This is a genomic window from Mesorhizobium sp. USDA 4132 (assembly GCF_056279545.1).
Window position 1 is genome coordinate 296,181 of record NZ_JBWCCP010000002.1, and the last position, 15,255, is coordinate 311,435.

Below are 15,255 nucleotides of genomic sequence, written 5' to 3' on the forward strand. Positions count from 1 at the left end.
CTCCTAACCGCGGCCGACGACGGCGAGGCGGGGTTGCGGGTGAGGGCGCACCGGCACCGGTTCGAGCACGACCGCGGGTGCAGCGGCGTGCCGGCCGAGCGCGGCCTTGGCGAGCATGGTGCGGATAAGGTTGTTCTGGGGCGCATGGGCCTTGCCGGACAACGCATCCCGGTGATACCGCTCCAGTGGGTTGTCGCGGCTGATGCCGGGATTGCCGCCGAGTTCCAGTGCCAGCGTGGTGACGGCGATGGCGTTTTCCATGACGGTATGTTTGACCGCCGCCGCATCCGCACCGAACGGCCGTCCTGCATCGAAATCCTCGGCGATCGAGCGGAGCAGGCGGCGGTTCACCGTCAGCCAGACCTCGATCTGGCCGAGGCCGTCCTGAATTCGGGGTACTGTCGAGAGGGGAGCGCCAAGGCTTGCCGGCGCCCTTGATGTGGTGAATTCGATCAGCCAGTCGCGGGCGCCTCGGGCGGCCCCGTCATAGATCGCCGGGACGAGGCTGAAATACCAGGCGCCCAGGCGTTCGTCACGTTTGATGCCCTCACTGGCCGGCGCGATGTCGAGCACGTCCTCCAGCGGGATCGCCACATCGTCGAGGATCAGGTCGTCGCTGTTGGTGGCGCGCATGCCGGTGGCGTTCCAGGTCTTTTCCACCCGGATGCCATCGGCGCTGGTCGGCACCAGGAATGAACCGAGGCGCGGCTCCGGCTCGTCGGTAATGGCGAGCACGGAGACCCAGCGCAGAAGCGGAATCCCGGTCGCATAGGTCTTGTGGCCGGTGATCCGCCATTCGTTGCCGACCTTGCGGGCCACGGTTTCCGGCGGCGTGCCGTGCGAAGGCGAACCGACACGGGGCTCCACCTGCGCGGCATTGATCAATGCGACGCCTTCACGATTGGCTTTGGTTACCCGCTCGACCAGATGTTTCGGCCATTTGCCCGACGCGCGGATCGAATAGTGCTGGTTGTAGTGCATGGAGAGCACCAGCGCGGTGGAAGGCTCGCCGTGGGCGATGGCGGAAACGACCGCAAGCGCTTCGGTCAGGCCGCCGCCGCGGCCGCCATGTTCGACCGCCGTCACGAGGCCAAGAAGGCCGGTTTCGTAGAGAGCATCGAAATTGGCGAAAGGAAATTCGCCTGTCTCGTCATAATGACGGGCAGTCAACGCGAAGCGTTTTCCCAGTTCCTCAGCTTTGGCAATCAGCGACGCGAAATCGATCGAAGCGGTCATCATGTTCTCCGATCAGGCGACGGCACGGGTTTCGAGCAGTGCCCAGGGACGATGATCGACCCAGGCGTCGATATCGAAATTGGAGGCGAGGAAGCCCCATTCGTGCAGAAAATCCTTGTAGTGGCCGATCGCTTCGACCAGCTCAGGCTCGAGCCCGATACCCAGATGCTTGTGGAGGTCCGGTCCGTTGGCGGAGGCGACGACCTCTTCCGACGCGCCCACCTCGCGGGCAACGAAGCGGCGCACGTCGTCCGGATGGCTCTCCGCCCAGGCGCTGGCGCGCTTTAAGGTTTCGATGAGCTTCGCCACGAGATCCGGCCGGTCTTCGGCAAACCGTTCATCGACGGTGAGGATGCGCGGCGAGCCGGAATTGATGCGGATCTTCGGGTCGGGGTGGAAGCCGAATTCGGCGACCGTGTGGGTCGCGAAGAGGTTGGCGACACCGATGCCGGGCGTGCCTTTCACGTAGATCGCGTCCACCTCGCCGCGCAGCAGGGCGGCGATTTCCGGCCCGTAGGCCTGCCGGTTGCGCAGGCCGTAGAGCTGCGGGCCTTCACGATTGTCGAGTACCGAGTCGGGAAGCGCAAGATCGACAATCTCCACGTCCTGGTGGGCGAGGCCTTCCAGCGAAAGTGCGGAGACCAGGCCTTTCAGCGCGGTGGCGGCCATGAAATCGACGATGCCAGGCGGGCGGCGGGTGATGCCGAAACGGCGGCCGACGAGATCCTTCGTCGTTCTGATCCCGGTGCCGGGCAGGGTAATGATCGCCTGGAACTCGTCTGTCCAGGTAATGCCGACGAGGCGCGTCGGATTGCCCTCCGACCGGGCTCGGATCGGCGGGACATTGCCGCCGTGGCGGAAGGAATAGTCGAGGTGATGATCGAAATGGCTGGACCGGATGTTCCGGTCCTTGCTGTCGATGATCGAGTTGAGGGTGATTCCCTCCCTGGCGAAGGTTTCGTCCAGCAGACCGAGCTGGGTCGCGAGACCCACCGGAGTGGGCACCGGGCAGCGCGTGTACCAGATTTGAGAAATGGCGTTGCGAATGGTCATCGTATCCTCCTATGCCTCGTCCGCGTCTTCAGACCTGCGGAAGCCTTTTTCTCCCAATCGCAGCAAACGAGTGCGTTCTTGCCTCTCGCTCGCGAAACGTGGGAGATAATTGCGACTATCGACCAATATTGAGCATTAACGAAAACCTGATTTCGAATAATGATCGTTATCTGGTTTTATTTTGCGCAAACAGATTTGACAAAGCCTATAGAATTAGTCAACTATCAAAATTACCGGATACCAAAATCAGTGTTTCCGGAAGCTTTGAGCTGTTCTGTGCAGCTACCTTGAACCTGAAAGGCGGAGCACGATGCCGGCGCTGCTGAGAATTGCACGAACACTGCGACGCACGCTGTTGCAGGCGATCCCGACCGTGCTTGGGATCGTCATCCTGAATTTCTTTCTGCTGCAGCTGGCACCCGGTGACGCGGCCGACGTGATGGCCGGCGAGGCGGGATCGGCGACGGCGGAAAGCATGGCGGCACTGCGCTCGCGCTTCGGCCTCGACAATCCCGTCCTCGTGCAGCTCGGGCACTATCTCAACAATCTCGCGCATTTCAGCCTTGGGTTTTCGCCACGCTACGGCATGCCGGTCGCCGACCTGATCGCCCAGCGCCTGCCGGGTACGCTGACCTTGATGGCGCTCGCGCTGACCATCGCCATCCTGCTCGGCGTCGTCCTCGGTTCGCTGATGGCAAGCTTCGCCGGCCGTATTCCGGATCGCTTGCTGTCGATCTTTTCGCTGCTTTTCTATTCGATCCCGAGCTTCTGGATCGGCCTGATGCTGATCGTCTTCTTCTCGGTGAAGCTCGGCTGGTTGCCGAGCGGCGGCGCCGGGACGATCGGTTCGCGGCTGACCGGTCTGCCGGCAATCCTCGACAAGGCGCGCTACATGGTGCTGCCGGCGACGTCGCTCGCGCTGTTCTACGTGGCGATCTATGCCCGGCTGACGCGCGCTTCGATGCTGGAGGTCAAGAACCAGGATTTCGTGCGCACCGCCTATGCTAAGGGGCTGACGCCTTTCGGCGTCACCGCACGGCATATCCTGCGCAATGCGCTGATCCCGATCACCACCATGGCCGGCATGCATATCGGCGGCATGCTGGGTGGCGCGGTAGTGGTCGAGACGGTCTATAGCTGGCCGGGACTCGGTCGGCTCGCTTTCGAGGCTGTCATGGGCCGGGACTTCACAGTGTTGCTCGGCATCCTGCTTTTGTCTTCGCTTCTCGTCATCATCGCCAATGCCGCCGTGGATATCATCCACGCCTGGCTCGACCCCCGTATTGGAGCCCGCTGATGTCCACGACCGATGTCGGAAACTTTCGCAGCCTTGTGGCCGAACGCGAGGCGACCGCCGAGCCGGAAACGGTTGCCGCGAGTGCTGCGGCGAACGGGCCGGCTTGGTCCAACATGAAAGCACCCGATGCCCGCTCGCAGCAGAGCGCGGCGGTTGCGGTGACCAACGGGCGGCGGGCGCTGAAGGTCTTTCTGTCGAACCCGAACGCCTTGTTCGGCACGGGTTTCCTTGCCTTCGTCATCCTCGTCGCTCTTACCGCCCCGATCCTTTATCCGGACGATCCCCTGTCCATGGTGGGCCGCCCGTTCCTGTGGCCGGGGCAGAACTCCGCCTATCCGCTCGGCACGGATTCGCTCGGTCGCGACGTGCTTGCCGGTATCCTGCATGGTTCCCGTATCTCGCTGTTCGTCGGGCTCATGGCAACCGCACTGGGGCTGACGTTCGGCGTCCTGGTTGGCTCGACGGCGGGTTATTTCGGCGGCTGGATTGACGATCTCCTGGTTCGGCTTATCGAAATCTTCCAGACGCTGCCAAGCTTCGTGCTGCTGGTCGTGCTGGTGGCAATCGCGCAGCCCTCGGCGACGACGGTGACACTTGCGATTGCCGTCATCTCGTGGCCGACGGTCGCACGGTTGACCCGCGCCGAGTTCCGCGCCATCCGCGAGAAGGATTTCGTCATGGCGGCCCGCAGTCTCGGCTACGGCCATGCCCGCATCATCTTCCGGGAGATCCTGCCAAACGCGCTGCCGCCGATCATCGTCACCTCGTCGGTCATGGTGGCGACGGCAATTCTCATGGAATCAGCGCTTTCCTTCATGGGGCTCGGCGATCCGAACGTGGTGAGCTGGGGTTCCATGATCGGTACCGGTCGCGAGCTTGTCCGGACGGCATGGTATCTGACCGCGCTGCCGGGACTGGCAATCGTGTTCACCGTCCTCGCCCTCAATCTTATCGGCGACGGCTTGAACGACGCACTCAATCCCCGTTTCTCGCAGGATCGGTGAGACCATGGCCCCGCTGCTTCAAGTCGATAATCTGACCATCCGTTTTCCTCGTGCAGAACCGGTCCGCAATCTGTCATTCGAAATCGAGCAGGGGGAGACGCTGGCGATCGTCGGCGAATCCGGCTCTGGCAAATCGCTGACGGCGCTGGCGCTGATGCAGCTTCTTCCACGCGCCGCAAAGATCGCCAATGGCCGCATTACGTTCGGCGGGCGCGACCTCACCAAGCTCGATGCGCGCGAGATGCGGCATCTGCGTGGCCGTGAGATCGCCATGATCTTCCAGGAGCCGATGACCAGCCTCAATCCGGTCATGACCATCGGCCGGCAGATCGGCGAGGTGCTGAAGGTGCACGAAAAACTGTCGGGCAAAGCGGCGCGCGAACGGGCGATCGAGCTTTTGAGGCTGGTGCGCATTCCGGCGCCCGAAAAGCGGGTCGACGATTATCCGCATCAGCTCTCCGGCGGCATGCGCCAGCGTGTGATGATCGCAATCGCGGTTGCCTGCAAACCGAAGCTGCTGATCGCCGACGAACCGACCACGGCGCTCGACGTGACCATCCAGGCCCAGGTTCTCGACCTGCTCGACACGCTGCGGCGAGAGCTGCAGATGGCTGTCGTGCTGATCACCCATGACCTCGGCGTGGTAGCGCAATGGGCCGACAAGGTTGTGGTCATGTATGCCGGCCGCAAGGTGGAGCAGGCGCTGCCGGGCGATCTTTTCAACGATCCGCTGCATCCTTATACGCGCGGCCTGCTCGCCGCCTCACCGCGACTGAAGCACGATTTTCATTATCGTGACGGGGCGCTCGCCGAAATTCCCGGCTCGATCGTCTCGGCGGTCGGCGAAGCGGGATGTCCGTTCCGGCCACGATGCAATCAGGCGCGCGCCAGCTGCGGCCATCACGTGCCTCAGCTCATCGTTCCGGCCGCAGACCGGCTGGTTGCCTGCCCTTTCACGACATCCCTCAAGGCCGTGCCCCATGCCGCTGCTCTCAGTCTCTGATCTCAAGACCCACTACAAGAGCCGGGACGGCCTGTTGCGTGCCGTCGACGGTATCGATCTCGTCGTCGAACGTGGCGAGACAGTCGGGCTCGTCGGCGAGAGCGGCTGTGGCAAGTCCACGCTCGGCAAAACGGTGCTCAGACTGGTCGACCCGACGGCAGGCCGCATCGAGTTCAAGGGCGAGGATATCACCGTGCTCGACCAGCGAAACCTGCAGCGGGTTCGCAGATCGATCCAGATGATTTTCCAGGATCCGTATGCCTCTCTCAATCCGCGCCAGACCATCGGTGAAATCCTCGAAGCGCCGCTTGTCGTCCACAAGGTCGGCGATCGCACCGAACGGCGGCAGATCATCGCCAATATCGTTGCCAAGGTCGGGTTGCCTGCGGAATCCATCAATCGTTATCCTCACGAGTTTTCCGGCGGTCAACGTCAGCGCATCGGCATCGCACGGGCGCTGCTGCTCAATCCCGAACTGATCGTCTGCGACGAACCGGTCTCGGCGCTCGACCTCTCCATCCAGGCGCAGATCCTCAACCTGCTCGTCGAGATGAAGAAAGAATTCGGCCTTTCCTACCTCTTCATCAGCCATGACCTTTCGGTGGTGCGCTATTTCGCGGACCGGGTTATGGTCATGTATCTCGGGCGGATCGTGGAGAGCGCCGACAACGCGACACTCTGGTCCGATCCGCGGCATCCCTATACGCGGGCGCTGATGGAGGCAGTGCCGGATCCGTCGCGGCCACGCCAGGCAGCCCCTCTCGGCGGTGACCTGCCAAGCCCCAGCGACATTCCTTCGGGCTGTCGGTTCCACACCCGTTGCCCGCTCGCGACAGATCTCTGTCGCGCCGACGAACCCGAATTCCGCGCCATCGCACCCGGCCATCAAGTCGCGTGTCATTTCGCGGACCGCATCAACTGAAAACAAGGGAGTTTTTGAATGGTTGACTATCGCTATCTGGGGCGCAGTGCCCTCAAGGTATCGCCGCTGACGCTGGGAGCCATGATGTTCGGCAACCAGACGCCGGACGACGTCGCTTTCCGGATCATCGATAAGGCGCATGAACAGGGTATCAACTTCATCGATACCGCCGACGTCTATCATGACGGCAAGTCGGAGCAGGTGGTCGGGCGCGGCATCAAGAAGAACCGCGACAGCTGGGTGGTGGCGACCAAGTTCGTCAACTCCCACAACAAGGGTCCGAACCTCGGCGGTTATTCCCGCAAGTGGGTCTATCAGACGGTCGAGAATTCGCTACGCAATCTCGATACCGACTATATCGACATCCTCTACTTTCACCGCGCCGTCTTCGACGCACCCCTGGACGAGCCGGTTCGGGCGATCGCCGATCTGATCAAAGCCGGCAAGCTGCGTTATTTCGGCGTGTCGAACTTCCGCGGCTGGCGTATCGCGGAGGTCGCCCATCTTGCCGACCAGCTCGGCATCGACCGGCCGATCGCCAGCCAGCCGCTCTACAACATCGTCAACCGGACCGCTGAAGCCGAGCAACTGCCGGCCGCTGCCGCATATGGTCTTGGGGTCGTTTCCTACAGCCCGCTGGCGCGCGGTGTTCTCACCGGCAAATATAATGTCGGAGAAGCCCCGGCCGCCGATACCCGTGCAGGTCGCGGCGACAAACGCATGCATGACGTCGAGTTCCGAGAGGAATCGATCGGCATCGCCAAGCAGATCGCGGCGCATGCGCAGGCCAAGGGCATTTCGCCTGCCGATTTCGCGTTGGCCTGGGTGCTCAACAACACGTTGATCACTTCGGCGATCGCCGGCCCACGCACCGAGGAGCAGTGGGACGCCTATATCCGCGCACTCGACGTGAAGCTCGATGCGGAGGATGAAGCGCTCGTCGACCGGCTGGTCGCGACCGGCCATCCGTCCACGCCGGGCTTCACGGATCCGGGTCATCCGGTCGAAGGTCGCGTACCCCGCTCGGTCGCCGCATCCGGCGAAGTCGTTCCGCTCGCCCGTCCCCAGCGCGTTGCCTGATCGGGAACTGTGCCCAATTGACGGACACAATTCTTTAAAAGAAGCCCCGGATTCGGTCCGGGGCTTTGTCGTCGGCCAAGGTCTATTCGGCCGCTTGAGCTTGCGCCTCTCGAACCTCAAGCAGACGCCTGGCATTGCCGCCGGCCACAAGGCGTGCTTCCGCTTCGCTCAGACCTGCCTCGGTGAGGCTGGCGGTCAGGCTCTTTCTATCGAGTGCCGCCAGGATCGGCCAGTCGGTGCCCGCCAGCACCCTTTCTGCGCCAAAGAAACCGGTCAGCGTGCGGATGATGGCCGGGTCGTGCCCCATCGTGTCGAAATAGATGTTCGGGCGCTTGCCTGCCGCTCTTTCCGCGCGACCATAAATGCCGCCGCGTGCCGCCTGAACGATCGCGCCGAGGCCGAGGGTCGCAAAGATGAGGTGAAGGTCCGGCAGGTCGTCGAGCAGCGACGATTGAATGACCGACAGGAAGGCGACACCATTCATCAGGCCGCGGCCAAGGGAATTGCCGAGCGTACCGGCGCCTGCGATCAGCACCTGCGAATTCGGATGGGCGACCGGGTGTACGAAGACGGGCACCTTGTAGCGTGCGGCAACTTCGAGGGTGGGCCTGACAGACGGATCGCTCAGGAATTTGCCGTCGCGCGAGGAATCGATCACCAGGCCCGACAGGGCGAGTTCGCCGATTGCGCGTTCGGCTTCGCGCGCACCCTCTTCGCCGCTGAACGCGTCGGTGACGGCAAAGCCGACCAGCGACGGATCGTAATGGGAGACGGTGGCAAGCCAGTTATTTGCCTCGCGAACCGCGGCAGGATCGACGGCCCCCTCGGCACCGAACAGACTTTCGATCGTGGCAGTGACAATCGCGAGCGATATTCCAGCCGCCTGGAATTCGTCCACCAGCGCCTGCGGCGTGGTGATCTTGCGATAAAGATCGGGGGCAAAGCCGCCTGCGGGTTTGGCATATTGGCCGCCAGGTCCCCAGGCCGGCGGCCAGAGATGCGTATGAATATCGACGATATCGAGCGGCGTGGTCATTCTGCAGCTACCTTCCTGGCTTCGCGTTCGGCAATCCCCGCTTTCACGAGCGGCACCACATCGCGGCCGTAAGTGACGGTGTCTTCCGTCGGATAGAAGCCGCGCACGAGAAAGTTCGAGACGCCGGCGTCGTAATAGTCGAGGATCGCATCGGCCACCTGTTCGGGCGTCCCGACCAGTGCGGTAGAATTGCCGCCGGCGCCGCTTGCTTCTGCAACCTCGGTCCAAAGCCGCTTGTCGAGCACCTTGCCGCGTTTGGCTGCTTCGCGCAGACGCACCGAGCCGACATTCGAGGGCAGCTTTTCGCCATTGCCGCCGGCCACGCGGGCGACTTGCGATTTCACCTTTTGCAGGATATCGGCGGCTTTTTCCCAGGCCGTGTCCTCCGTCTTGGCAACAACGGTCCGGAAGGCGAGCGTGAAGCGGATGTCGCTCGCCGTGCGGCCGTTGGCAACGGCTGCGGCTCGCACCTTGGCGATCGTCTCGCGCGCGCCGTCCAGCGGTTCGCCCCAGAGAGCGTAGATATCGGCATGCTTTCCGGCGACCGCGATCGCGGCATCGGAGGAACCGCCGAAGGAGATCGGGATGCGCGGCTTCTGGTATGGCTTCACCTGGCTGAAGGCGCCCTTGAACTTATAGAAGCGGCCTTCGTGGTCGAAGGGCTGGTCGCTTTCCCAGACCTTCTTCAGCACCGTCAGATATTCGTCGGTGCGGGCGTAACGGGTATCGTGGTCCTCGAAATCGCCGTCGCGAGCCTGGTCGGCCTCCGAGCCGCCGGTGATGATATGGACCCAGACACGCCCTTCGGAAAACTGGTCGAGGGTGGCGAGCTGACGGGCGCCGAGCGTCGGCGCCATCAGGCCGGGTCGGTGGGCAAGGAGCGCGCCGATGCGTTCCGTCTGGCTGAAGACGTAAGACGCGATCTGGTTGTTGTCCGGCCATTGCGCGAACTGGCCAATCAGCAGCCGATCGATGCCGGCGGCTTCCGCAGCCTGAACGTGGTTGCGGATATAGGCCTTGTCGATGACCGGGCCGGAGGCGGGGACGATGTCGGACCCTTCCCGGTTGGACGTGTGGCCGATGAATTCGGGGTGCATCAATAAGCTCCTGAACGCGATCCAGTTTGGTGACCAAGCTGCGGCTGAACCGGAGTTCGAGCGGCTTGGTCGGTTCGCTTTAGTCTATTTCGTTGATAGACTTTGTCGATTGCGTTTTGCGAAGCTATCTTGGGAAGGATTTCCAATCGACGGGCGTTCCGTGGGATTTCCTTCGTGTGTTGAGCGGCAGGCTCGTTCAAGCCGGAACATCCGTCCTGTTTGGAGGACGGCATTCGTGCTGAGGTTAAATTTGCGGCGAGGGACGGCGTTTTGTCGGGCTCGCGCGAAAAATTCTCCAAAAGGCGGGAAAAACCTCCGCCTTTTTCCATTTCTCCATATCGCTTTAGAAATCCAGTATCTCGATAAAGTTAGTAGATTTTATATTCTCAAAGTAACCACGCTCGATCGGGTGTTGGACGAAATCCAGGTCGTTCCTGCTTGATGAATGGCTGCTTTGGGGGATATTTCATGACGATCAAAACCGCTCGTGTGCTGACGCCGACACGCCGCGCCTTCCTGCTTTCCACTGTGGCGCTTGCGGCTGCGGCCGCCGTTCCGCATATGTCCCAGGCACAGGACGAGACACCGCGCGGCGGCAGCGTTTCGATCAATATCGGCACCGAGCCTCCGGTTCTGGTGCTCATCGCCCATAGCGCGGGTGCCGCCTATTACATCAGCGGCAAGGCGACCGAGAGCCTCTTGACCTATGACCGCGGGTTCAATCCGCAGCCGCTTCTGGCGACCGAATGGAAAGTCAGCGAGGATGGCCTGCGCTACTGGTTCAAGCTCAGGCAGGGCGTGCGGTGGCACGACGGCAAGGATTTCACCGCCGAGGACGTGGCCTTTTCCATTCTCGCACTGAAGGAAAACCATCCACGCGGTCGGGCGACTTTCGCCTCTGTCCAGAAAGCCAACGTGCTCAACTCCCATGAGGTCGAGCTCCTTCTGTCCAAGCCGGCGCCCTATCTCCTCAGCGCCTTCGCCAGCTTCGAGGCGCCGATCGTGCCGAAGCATCTCTACGAAGGCACGAAGGTTGCCGAAAACCCGCACAACGTTGCGCCGGTCGGCACGGGACCCTACAAATTCGTCGAGTGGGTGCGCGGCAGCCATGCGCTCTTCGTCCGCAACGAAGATTACTGGGGCTCGCCGAAGCCTTATCTCGACCAGATCATCTTCCGCTTCATCATCGATCCGGCCGCTGCTGTGGCGGCGATCGAAACCGGTGAAGTGCAAGTCTCGACCGCCAATCTGCCGCTGACGGATATCGACCGCCTGAAGGCCAATCCGAACCTGGTCGTCGACACCACGCCGGCCGCCTATTCGCCGAGCATTGCCCGCGCCGAGTTCAACCTGGAAAACAAGTATCTCGCCGACATCAAAGTGCGTCACGCGATCGCCCATGCGGTGGACAAGGATTTCATCGTCAACACGGTCTATCTCGGTTACGCGACGCGGCTCGACGGGCCGGTGAGCCCGGACCTCGCGAAATTCTACAATCCCGATCTGCCGAAATACGAGTTCAATCCGGCAAAGGCGAACCAACTCCTGGATGAAGCCGGTTATAAGCGCGGCGCCGACGGGTTCCGCTTCAAGCTCTTCATCGATCCGACCCAGCCGTCTGGTCCTCCCAAGCAGACGGCTGAATATTTCGCCCAGGCGCTCGGTAAGGTCGGCATCAAGGTTGAGCTTCGCAGCCAGGACTTCGCGACCTTCGTGAAGCGGATCTTCACCGATCGCGATTTCGACATCGCCATCGAAGGTATGAGCAACCTTTACGATCCGACGGTCGGTGTCCAGCGGCTCTACTGGTCGAAGAATTTCAAGCCCGGCGTGCCCTTCACCAACGGCTCGAAATATTTCAACCCCGAGGTCGACCGTCTGCTCGAGACGGCCGCCGTTGAGGTCGATCCGAAGAAGCGGCAGCAACTGTTCAACGATTTCCAGAAGCTCGTCGTGCAGGATCTGCCGACGCTCGACATCGTCACGCCTTCGGTGATCACCGTCTACGACAAGCGGGTGAAGAACCTCAAGATCGGTGTCGAGGACCTCTGGAGCAACGGCGCCGACATCTATCTCGAGGGATGATCGATCATCGAGGCGGCCGGGTTTTCTCCCGGCCCCATGCCTTTTTCTGCGTTTTCGGAGACAATCGCTTGAGCATCGCCAAATTGCAGACCACCAGAAGCCCGACGCGCGCGGAGCTTCTCGCGCGCGTCGCCGCTTTCGCCGCCGAAATCGCCAGGGGCGCCGCGCAGCGTGATCTCGACCGCGAATTGCCCTTCGAAGCCTTCCGGCTGTTTCGCGAACTGGGTCTCGGCACCTTGCGCATTCCGGTAGCACTTGGCGGACCGGGCGGCTCGGTGGCCGACTATATCGAAATGATCGCGGCGATCGGTGCAGCCGATTCCAACGTGGCGCACGCTCTGCGCTCGCATTTCAACTATGTCGAGAACGTTATCCTCAGCGAACCACGGGAGCGGGATTCCGGTGCGGTCGAGCTGATCCTCGCCGGAAAACTGTTCGGCGGTGCCCATACGGAGCAGGGAACCGCACGACCGGGGCAGGTGACGACGACGATCGTGCGCCAAGGCGACACCTATCGCCTCAACGGCCGCAAATGGTATGCCACCGGCACAGCCTTTGCAGATTTTGCGTCTTTCAGCGCTCTGGACGAAGAGGGGCAGACGGTCGGTGTTCTCCTGCCGGTCGATCGCGAGGGTATCAAGATCCTCGACGACTGGGACGGCATGGGCCAGCGCCTGACGGCGAGTGGCGGCGTTCTTCTGGAAAATGTCGAAGTGTTCCCGCATGAGTTCGCGACGCGGGGCCTCGACAATCTCGTCGGCCGGCACTGTTCGGCGCTGCGTCAATTGCATCTGGCAGCAAGTGCGGCTGGAGCGGTTCGCAACGTGCTGACGGACGGGCTTGCCTATGTGCGCCGGCAGGCGCGTTCGGCGGCACACAGCGTGGCGGAAACAGCAAACCAGGATCCGTTCGTACAGCAGGTGATCGGCGAGATAGCCGCCAATTCCTTCGCGATCGATACGGCCGTCGCGGCCGCCGCCGTGGCTCTCGATCGGACCGTGGCTGCCTTCGGCAAAGGCGACGAAGCAGAGATCGAGGAGGCCCTGGTCGCAAGCGCGCTGGCGACGGCACGCACCCAGCTCGTGCTCGGCCAGCTCGGCCCCCGCAGCGCCGAACGCATGTTCGAACTCGGCGGCGGCTCGGCGACCTCCCGCAACAACAATTTCGACCGTCACTGGCGCAATATCCGCACTGTCCTCAACCACAATCCGCTGCTGCATAAGTCGAGGGTGGTCGGCGATTATCTCATCAACGGTACGACGACGCATCTCAAGGAAGGAAAGGTGTTCTGAAATTGACTTCGGCGCGGTTGCAATAAGTCCTGGAGGTTTACATGTTCCCGACCCTGATCTTGCCCGGTCTCAACGGCTCGCCCGAAGGACACTGGCAGCGCCATTGGGCAACGGAGCACTCCAGCGCCTCGATCGTCGAGCAGCAGGATTGGAACTGTCCCGTCATCGAGGATTGGCAGGCGGAGCTGGACAGGGCGCTTTCGGTGGTGGAAGGCGCCTTCCTCGTTGCGCATAGCCTCGGATGCCTGCTGGCGGCGAGCTATGCCGGACGCGGCAATGTGGAGAAGATACGCGGTGCCTTACTTGTCGCACCGTGCTCCCTGGAAGTGACTTTGCGGCGTCATCCCTGCATGATCGAGTTCGGGCACGAACCGCTTGCCCGGCTTCCCTTTCCAAGCCTCGTCATAGGCAGTCTGAACGATCCCTATATGAGCATGCCGGATCTCGAACGCCATGTCCGTGGCTGGGGCAGCGATCTGACAACGATCGGGTTTGCGGGACACATCAACATCGCAAGCGGTTTCGGGCGCTGGCCCGAGGCGTATTCCTTTTTCAACAGATTGAAAGGAGGAAGATCGGATGCCCACTCAAAGGGAACCAGCGCGGCGCATACCGATCGGGCCACGGTCAACACCGTCGATGGCGGCCGCCTGCCGGTGACTTAGGTTATCAAACTCCAGAAGCCGTGCTTTTTACCGTGCCGGTCCTTCAGTCCCGCGACATACGCGTGATGAGATTCGACGCTGCCGAAGTCGTCGACATGCGGCGCAAGCGATGCGCATGCCATAAGATGCTGCGCTGCATAGCGATTGCGGCTCGACCGCGCTCTATCGAGCGTGAAGTCGATCATCGAACGCAGAACGATCGTCGCCGCGAGCGGGTGTTTCTGAGCCAGAGCGTCCGCTGCCGCCGTCATCAGCTCATAGAGATCGCCATCGAGTTCCGCCTTGCGCTTCAACACGAGCCTGGCCGCCTCGCCGATCGCTGGCCAGCACAGGAAAAAAGTAAGGGCTCGATGGACCTCCGGAAAAGCCTGGGCATAAGCGAACGCCTTTTCCTCGGCCTCCATGTCGTCGAAGTCCGGCAGCCGGCGGATAAACGCGCGCAGGTGTACGTCGTTCAGCGAGTGCTCGAACCACTTCCATCGATCCGTCTGGGCTTCGTCCGCGCGTCCCAGGGTTTCGAGCACCTCGGTGCGGGCAAGCTGCCATTCGATCGGAGTGTCGGCATGGCCTCGTTCATCGATGGCGTCCAATATTTCGAGCGCTTCGGCGGCTCGTCCCGCGGAAAGCAGCCGGCGGGTGATGTCCGTTGCCACCAAGGGCGACCTGCGGGTCTTTTCCGGCTGCTGGGCGATATACGCATCCACGTCGCCCTGAGCATCAGCGATTTCCTGCAAGGCGATACGTACCAGCAGTTCCTGGTGATTGCCGTAGACCTGGTCTTCGTAGATCGGCCCATTGCTGCTCCAGCCGATGACGCGGCGATCGCTCTTGGCGACCTTGTCCTCAGGCTCCTTCGACCATTGCCCGAACAGGAGCTTGAGCCGTTCAAGACCGTCTCCGCCGAGCGCAGGCGCCATAACGGCAATCAGCGGGTCATACTGGCCATAGCCGTTGTTCAGCACCGCTGCGAAGATCTTGTCGGCAAGGGCGTCCTTCTCGACGCCTGAAGACTTCGCGATCGCGCCGGCATCCGCGCACGCGTCGTGAAAGCTCTCGATGATCGAGCCGCTGCCGTCGTCGGATCTCTCAAACACCGGATCGGCAAGCGCCAGGAATTGCCAGATAAGCTCCAACGCCTCCTTCGGATCGTCGCGGGCAACGACATCGACGATCGTCTTGCGCTGCGTTTCCAGGTCCGTCTTGAGCCCCTTCACCTTGCGCCAGTTTATGAAGGTTCGGGAACGGGCGATGCTTGCGAGCCGTTTGCGCACTTCGCGGGCGACCTCGGCGCTGCTGTGGTTGCCGGCAAGCTCCATGCGAAGCCGTCGTTTGTTTGCCGCGCTGCCGGTGCTGATCTCGATCAGCAATTCGGCCAGGCGCGGCGCGCCGAGTGCTTCCAGGTTCTTCGCATTGAGTGTGGTCTTGGCTGCCATCGATTTCCGCTGTCGTTTGTACCCAACACTAGCCTCGCGGTCGATTGGTGCA

13 protein-coding genes are annotated in these 15,255 nt (G+C 62.1%); 8 read left to right on the forward strand and 5 right to left on the reverse strand.

Annotation, left to right across the window (positions count from 1 at the left end):
* Window positions 1-3 precede the first annotated feature (3 nt).
* Both ACZ9IU_RS24170 and ACZ9IU_RS24175 read right to left on the reverse strand, forming a co-directional pair.
* Window positions 4-1,236, reverse strand: coding sequence for an acyl-CoA dehydrogenase family protein (locus tag ACZ9IU_RS24170; protein ID WP_040125547.1), 1,233 nt, complete (start codon window positions 1,234-1,236; stop codon window positions 4-6).
* A 12-nt stretch (window positions 1,237-1,248) separates the two neighbouring features.
* Window positions 1,249-2,289: an ABC transporter substrate-binding protein gene (locus ACZ9IU_RS24175; RefSeq protein ID WP_040125546.1), complete on the reverse strand. Its 1,041-nt coding sequence runs from the start codon at window positions 2,287-2,289 to the stop codon at window positions 1,249-1,251.
* A 310-nt stretch (window positions 2,290-2,599) separates the two neighbouring features.
* Here ACZ9IU_RS24175 and ACZ9IU_RS24180 point away from each other — a divergent pair, with 310 nt between their 5' ends.
* From ACZ9IU_RS24180 to ACZ9IU_RS24200, 5 genes are read left to right on the forward strand one after another with little or no spacing between them, the layout of a single operon-like run.
* The gene (locus ACZ9IU_RS24180; protein WP_040125545.1) at window positions 2,600-3,586 is read left to right on the forward strand and encodes an ABC transporter permease; all 987 of its coding nucleotides are present in this window, start codon (window positions 2,600-2,602) and stop codon (window positions 3,584-3,586) included.
* Window positions 3,586-4,590 carry an ABC transporter permease gene (locus ACZ9IU_RS24185; RefSeq protein ID WP_040125544.1) on the forward strand — a complete coding sequence of 335 codons (1,005 nt, stop codon included), beginning with the start codon at window positions 3,586-3,588 and terminating at the stop codon, window positions 4,588-4,590. The genes ACZ9IU_RS24180 and ACZ9IU_RS24185 overlap by 1 nt, the downstream gene beginning before the upstream one ends.
* A gap of 4 nt (window positions 4,591-4,594) precedes the next feature.
* Window positions 4,595-5,593 carry an ABC transporter ATP-binding protein gene (locus ACZ9IU_RS24190; protein WP_040125543.1) on the forward strand — a complete coding sequence of 333 codons (999 nt, stop codon included), beginning with the start codon at window positions 4,595-4,597 and terminating at the stop codon, window positions 5,591-5,593.
* Window positions 5,571-6,515, forward strand: coding sequence for an ABC transporter ATP-binding protein (locus tag ACZ9IU_RS24195; protein ID WP_040125542.1), 945 nt, complete (start codon window positions 5,571-5,573; stop codon window positions 6,513-6,515). Before ACZ9IU_RS24190 ends, ACZ9IU_RS24195 begins: the two co-directional genes overlap by 23 nt.
* An 18-nt stretch (window positions 6,516-6,533) precedes the next feature.
* On the forward strand, window positions 6,534-7,595 hold the full coding sequence (locus ACZ9IU_RS24200) for an aldo/keto reductase (RefSeq protein WP_040125541.1): 1,062 nt from the start codon (window positions 6,534-6,536) through the stop codon (window positions 7,593-7,595).
* Between the two features lie 82 nt (window positions 7,596-7,677).
* Here ACZ9IU_RS24200 and ACZ9IU_RS24205 read toward each other — a convergent pair whose 3' ends face one another.
* Both ACZ9IU_RS24205 and ACZ9IU_RS24210 read right to left on the reverse strand, forming a co-directional pair.
* Window positions 7,678-8,631, reverse strand: coding sequence for an amidohydrolase family protein (locus ACZ9IU_RS24205; RefSeq protein WP_040125540.1), 954 nt, complete (start codon window positions 8,629-8,631; stop codon window positions 7,678-7,680).
* A complete protein-coding gene (locus ACZ9IU_RS24210) occupies window positions 8,628-9,728 on the reverse strand; it encodes an LLM class flavin-dependent oxidoreductase (protein WP_040125539.1) in 1,101 nt (366 codons plus the stop codon). The genes ACZ9IU_RS24205 and ACZ9IU_RS24210 overlap by 4 nt, the downstream gene beginning before the upstream one ends.
* Before the next feature lie 468 nt (window positions 9,729-10,196).
* Between ACZ9IU_RS24210 and ACZ9IU_RS24215 the strand changes: the two genes are divergently transcribed.
* The 3 genes from ACZ9IU_RS24215 (at window position 10,197) to ACZ9IU_RS24225 (ending at window position 13,770) form a co-directional block, all read left to right on the forward strand.
* Window positions 10,197-11,813 carry an ABC transporter substrate-binding protein gene (locus tag ACZ9IU_RS24215; RefSeq protein WP_040125538.1) on the forward strand — a complete coding sequence of 539 codons (1,617 nt, stop codon included), beginning with the start codon at window positions 10,197-10,199 and terminating at the stop codon, window positions 11,811-11,813.
* 68 nt (window positions 11,814-11,881) lie between these two features.
* Window positions 11,882-13,105 carry an acyl-CoA dehydrogenase family protein gene (locus ACZ9IU_RS24220; protein WP_040125915.1) on the forward strand — a complete coding sequence of 408 codons (1,224 nt, stop codon included), beginning with the start codon at window positions 11,882-11,884 and terminating at the stop codon, window positions 13,103-13,105.
* A gap of 41 nt (window positions 13,106-13,146) precedes the next feature.
* On the forward strand, window positions 13,147-13,770 hold the full coding sequence (locus ACZ9IU_RS24225) for an RBBP9/YdeN family alpha/beta hydrolase (protein ID WP_051900648.1): 624 nt from the start codon (window positions 13,147-13,149) through the stop codon (window positions 13,768-13,770).
* On the opposite strand, the gene ACZ9IU_RS24230 is transcribed toward ACZ9IU_RS24225, so the two are convergent.
* Window positions 13,767-15,203 carry a DUF6880 family protein gene (locus ACZ9IU_RS24230; RefSeq protein ID WP_040125537.1) on the reverse strand — a complete coding sequence of 479 codons (1,437 nt, stop codon included), beginning with the start codon at window positions 15,201-15,203 and terminating at the stop codon, window positions 13,767-13,769. The genes ACZ9IU_RS24225 and ACZ9IU_RS24230 overlap by 4 nt on opposite strands.
* Between the last annotated feature and the right edge of the window lie 52 nt (window positions 15,204-15,255).

What these genes read in the sequence shown, in the direction of transcription:
- ACZ9IU_RS24170 (WP_040125547.1), bottom strand. Translation starts at nt 1,236, where the DNA reads ATGACCGCTTCGATCGATTTCGCGTCGCTGATTGCCAAAGCTGAGGAA.
- ACZ9IU_RS24175 (WP_040125546.1), bottom strand. Translation starts at nt 2,289, where the DNA reads ATGACCATTCGCAACGCCATTTCTCAAATCTGGTACACGCGCTGCCCG.
- ACZ9IU_RS24180 (WP_040125545.1), top strand. Translation starts at nt 2,600, where the DNA reads ATGCCGGCGCTGCTGAGAATTGCACGAACACTGCGACGCACGCTGTTG.
- ACZ9IU_RS24185 (WP_040125544.1), top strand. Translation starts at nt 3,586, where the DNA reads ATGTCCACGACCGATGTCGGAAACTTTCGCAGCCTTGTGGCCGAACGC.
- ACZ9IU_RS24190 (WP_040125543.1), top strand. Translation starts at nt 4,595, where the DNA reads ATGGCCCCGCTGCTTCAAGTCGATAATCTGACCATCCGTTTTCCTCGT.
- ACZ9IU_RS24195 (WP_040125542.1), top strand. Translation starts at nt 5,571, where the DNA reads ATGCCGCTGCTCTCAGTCTCTGATCTCAAGACCCACTACAAGAGCCGG.
- ACZ9IU_RS24200 (WP_040125541.1), top strand. Translation starts at nt 6,534, where the DNA reads ATGGTTGACTATCGCTATCTGGGGCGCAGTGCCCTCAAGGTATCGCCG.
- ACZ9IU_RS24205 (WP_040125540.1), bottom strand. Translation starts at nt 8,631, where the DNA reads ATGACCACGCCGCTCGATATCGTCGATATTCATACGCATCTCTGGCCG.
- ACZ9IU_RS24210 (WP_040125539.1), bottom strand. Translation starts at nt 9,728, where the DNA reads ATGCACCCCGAATTCATCGGCCACACGTCCAACCGGGAAGGGTCCGAC.
- ACZ9IU_RS24215 (WP_040125538.1), top strand. Translation starts at nt 10,197, where the DNA reads ATGACGATCAAAACCGCTCGTGTGCTGACGCCGACACGCCGCGCCTTC.
- ACZ9IU_RS24225 (WP_051900648.1), top strand. Translation starts at nt 13,147, where the DNA reads ATGTTCCCGACCCTGATCTTGCCCGGTCTCAACGGCTCGCCCGAAGGA.
- ACZ9IU_RS24230 (WP_040125537.1), bottom strand. Translation starts at nt 15,203, where the DNA reads ATGGCAGCCAAGACCACACTCAATGCGAAGAACCTGGAAGCACTCGGC.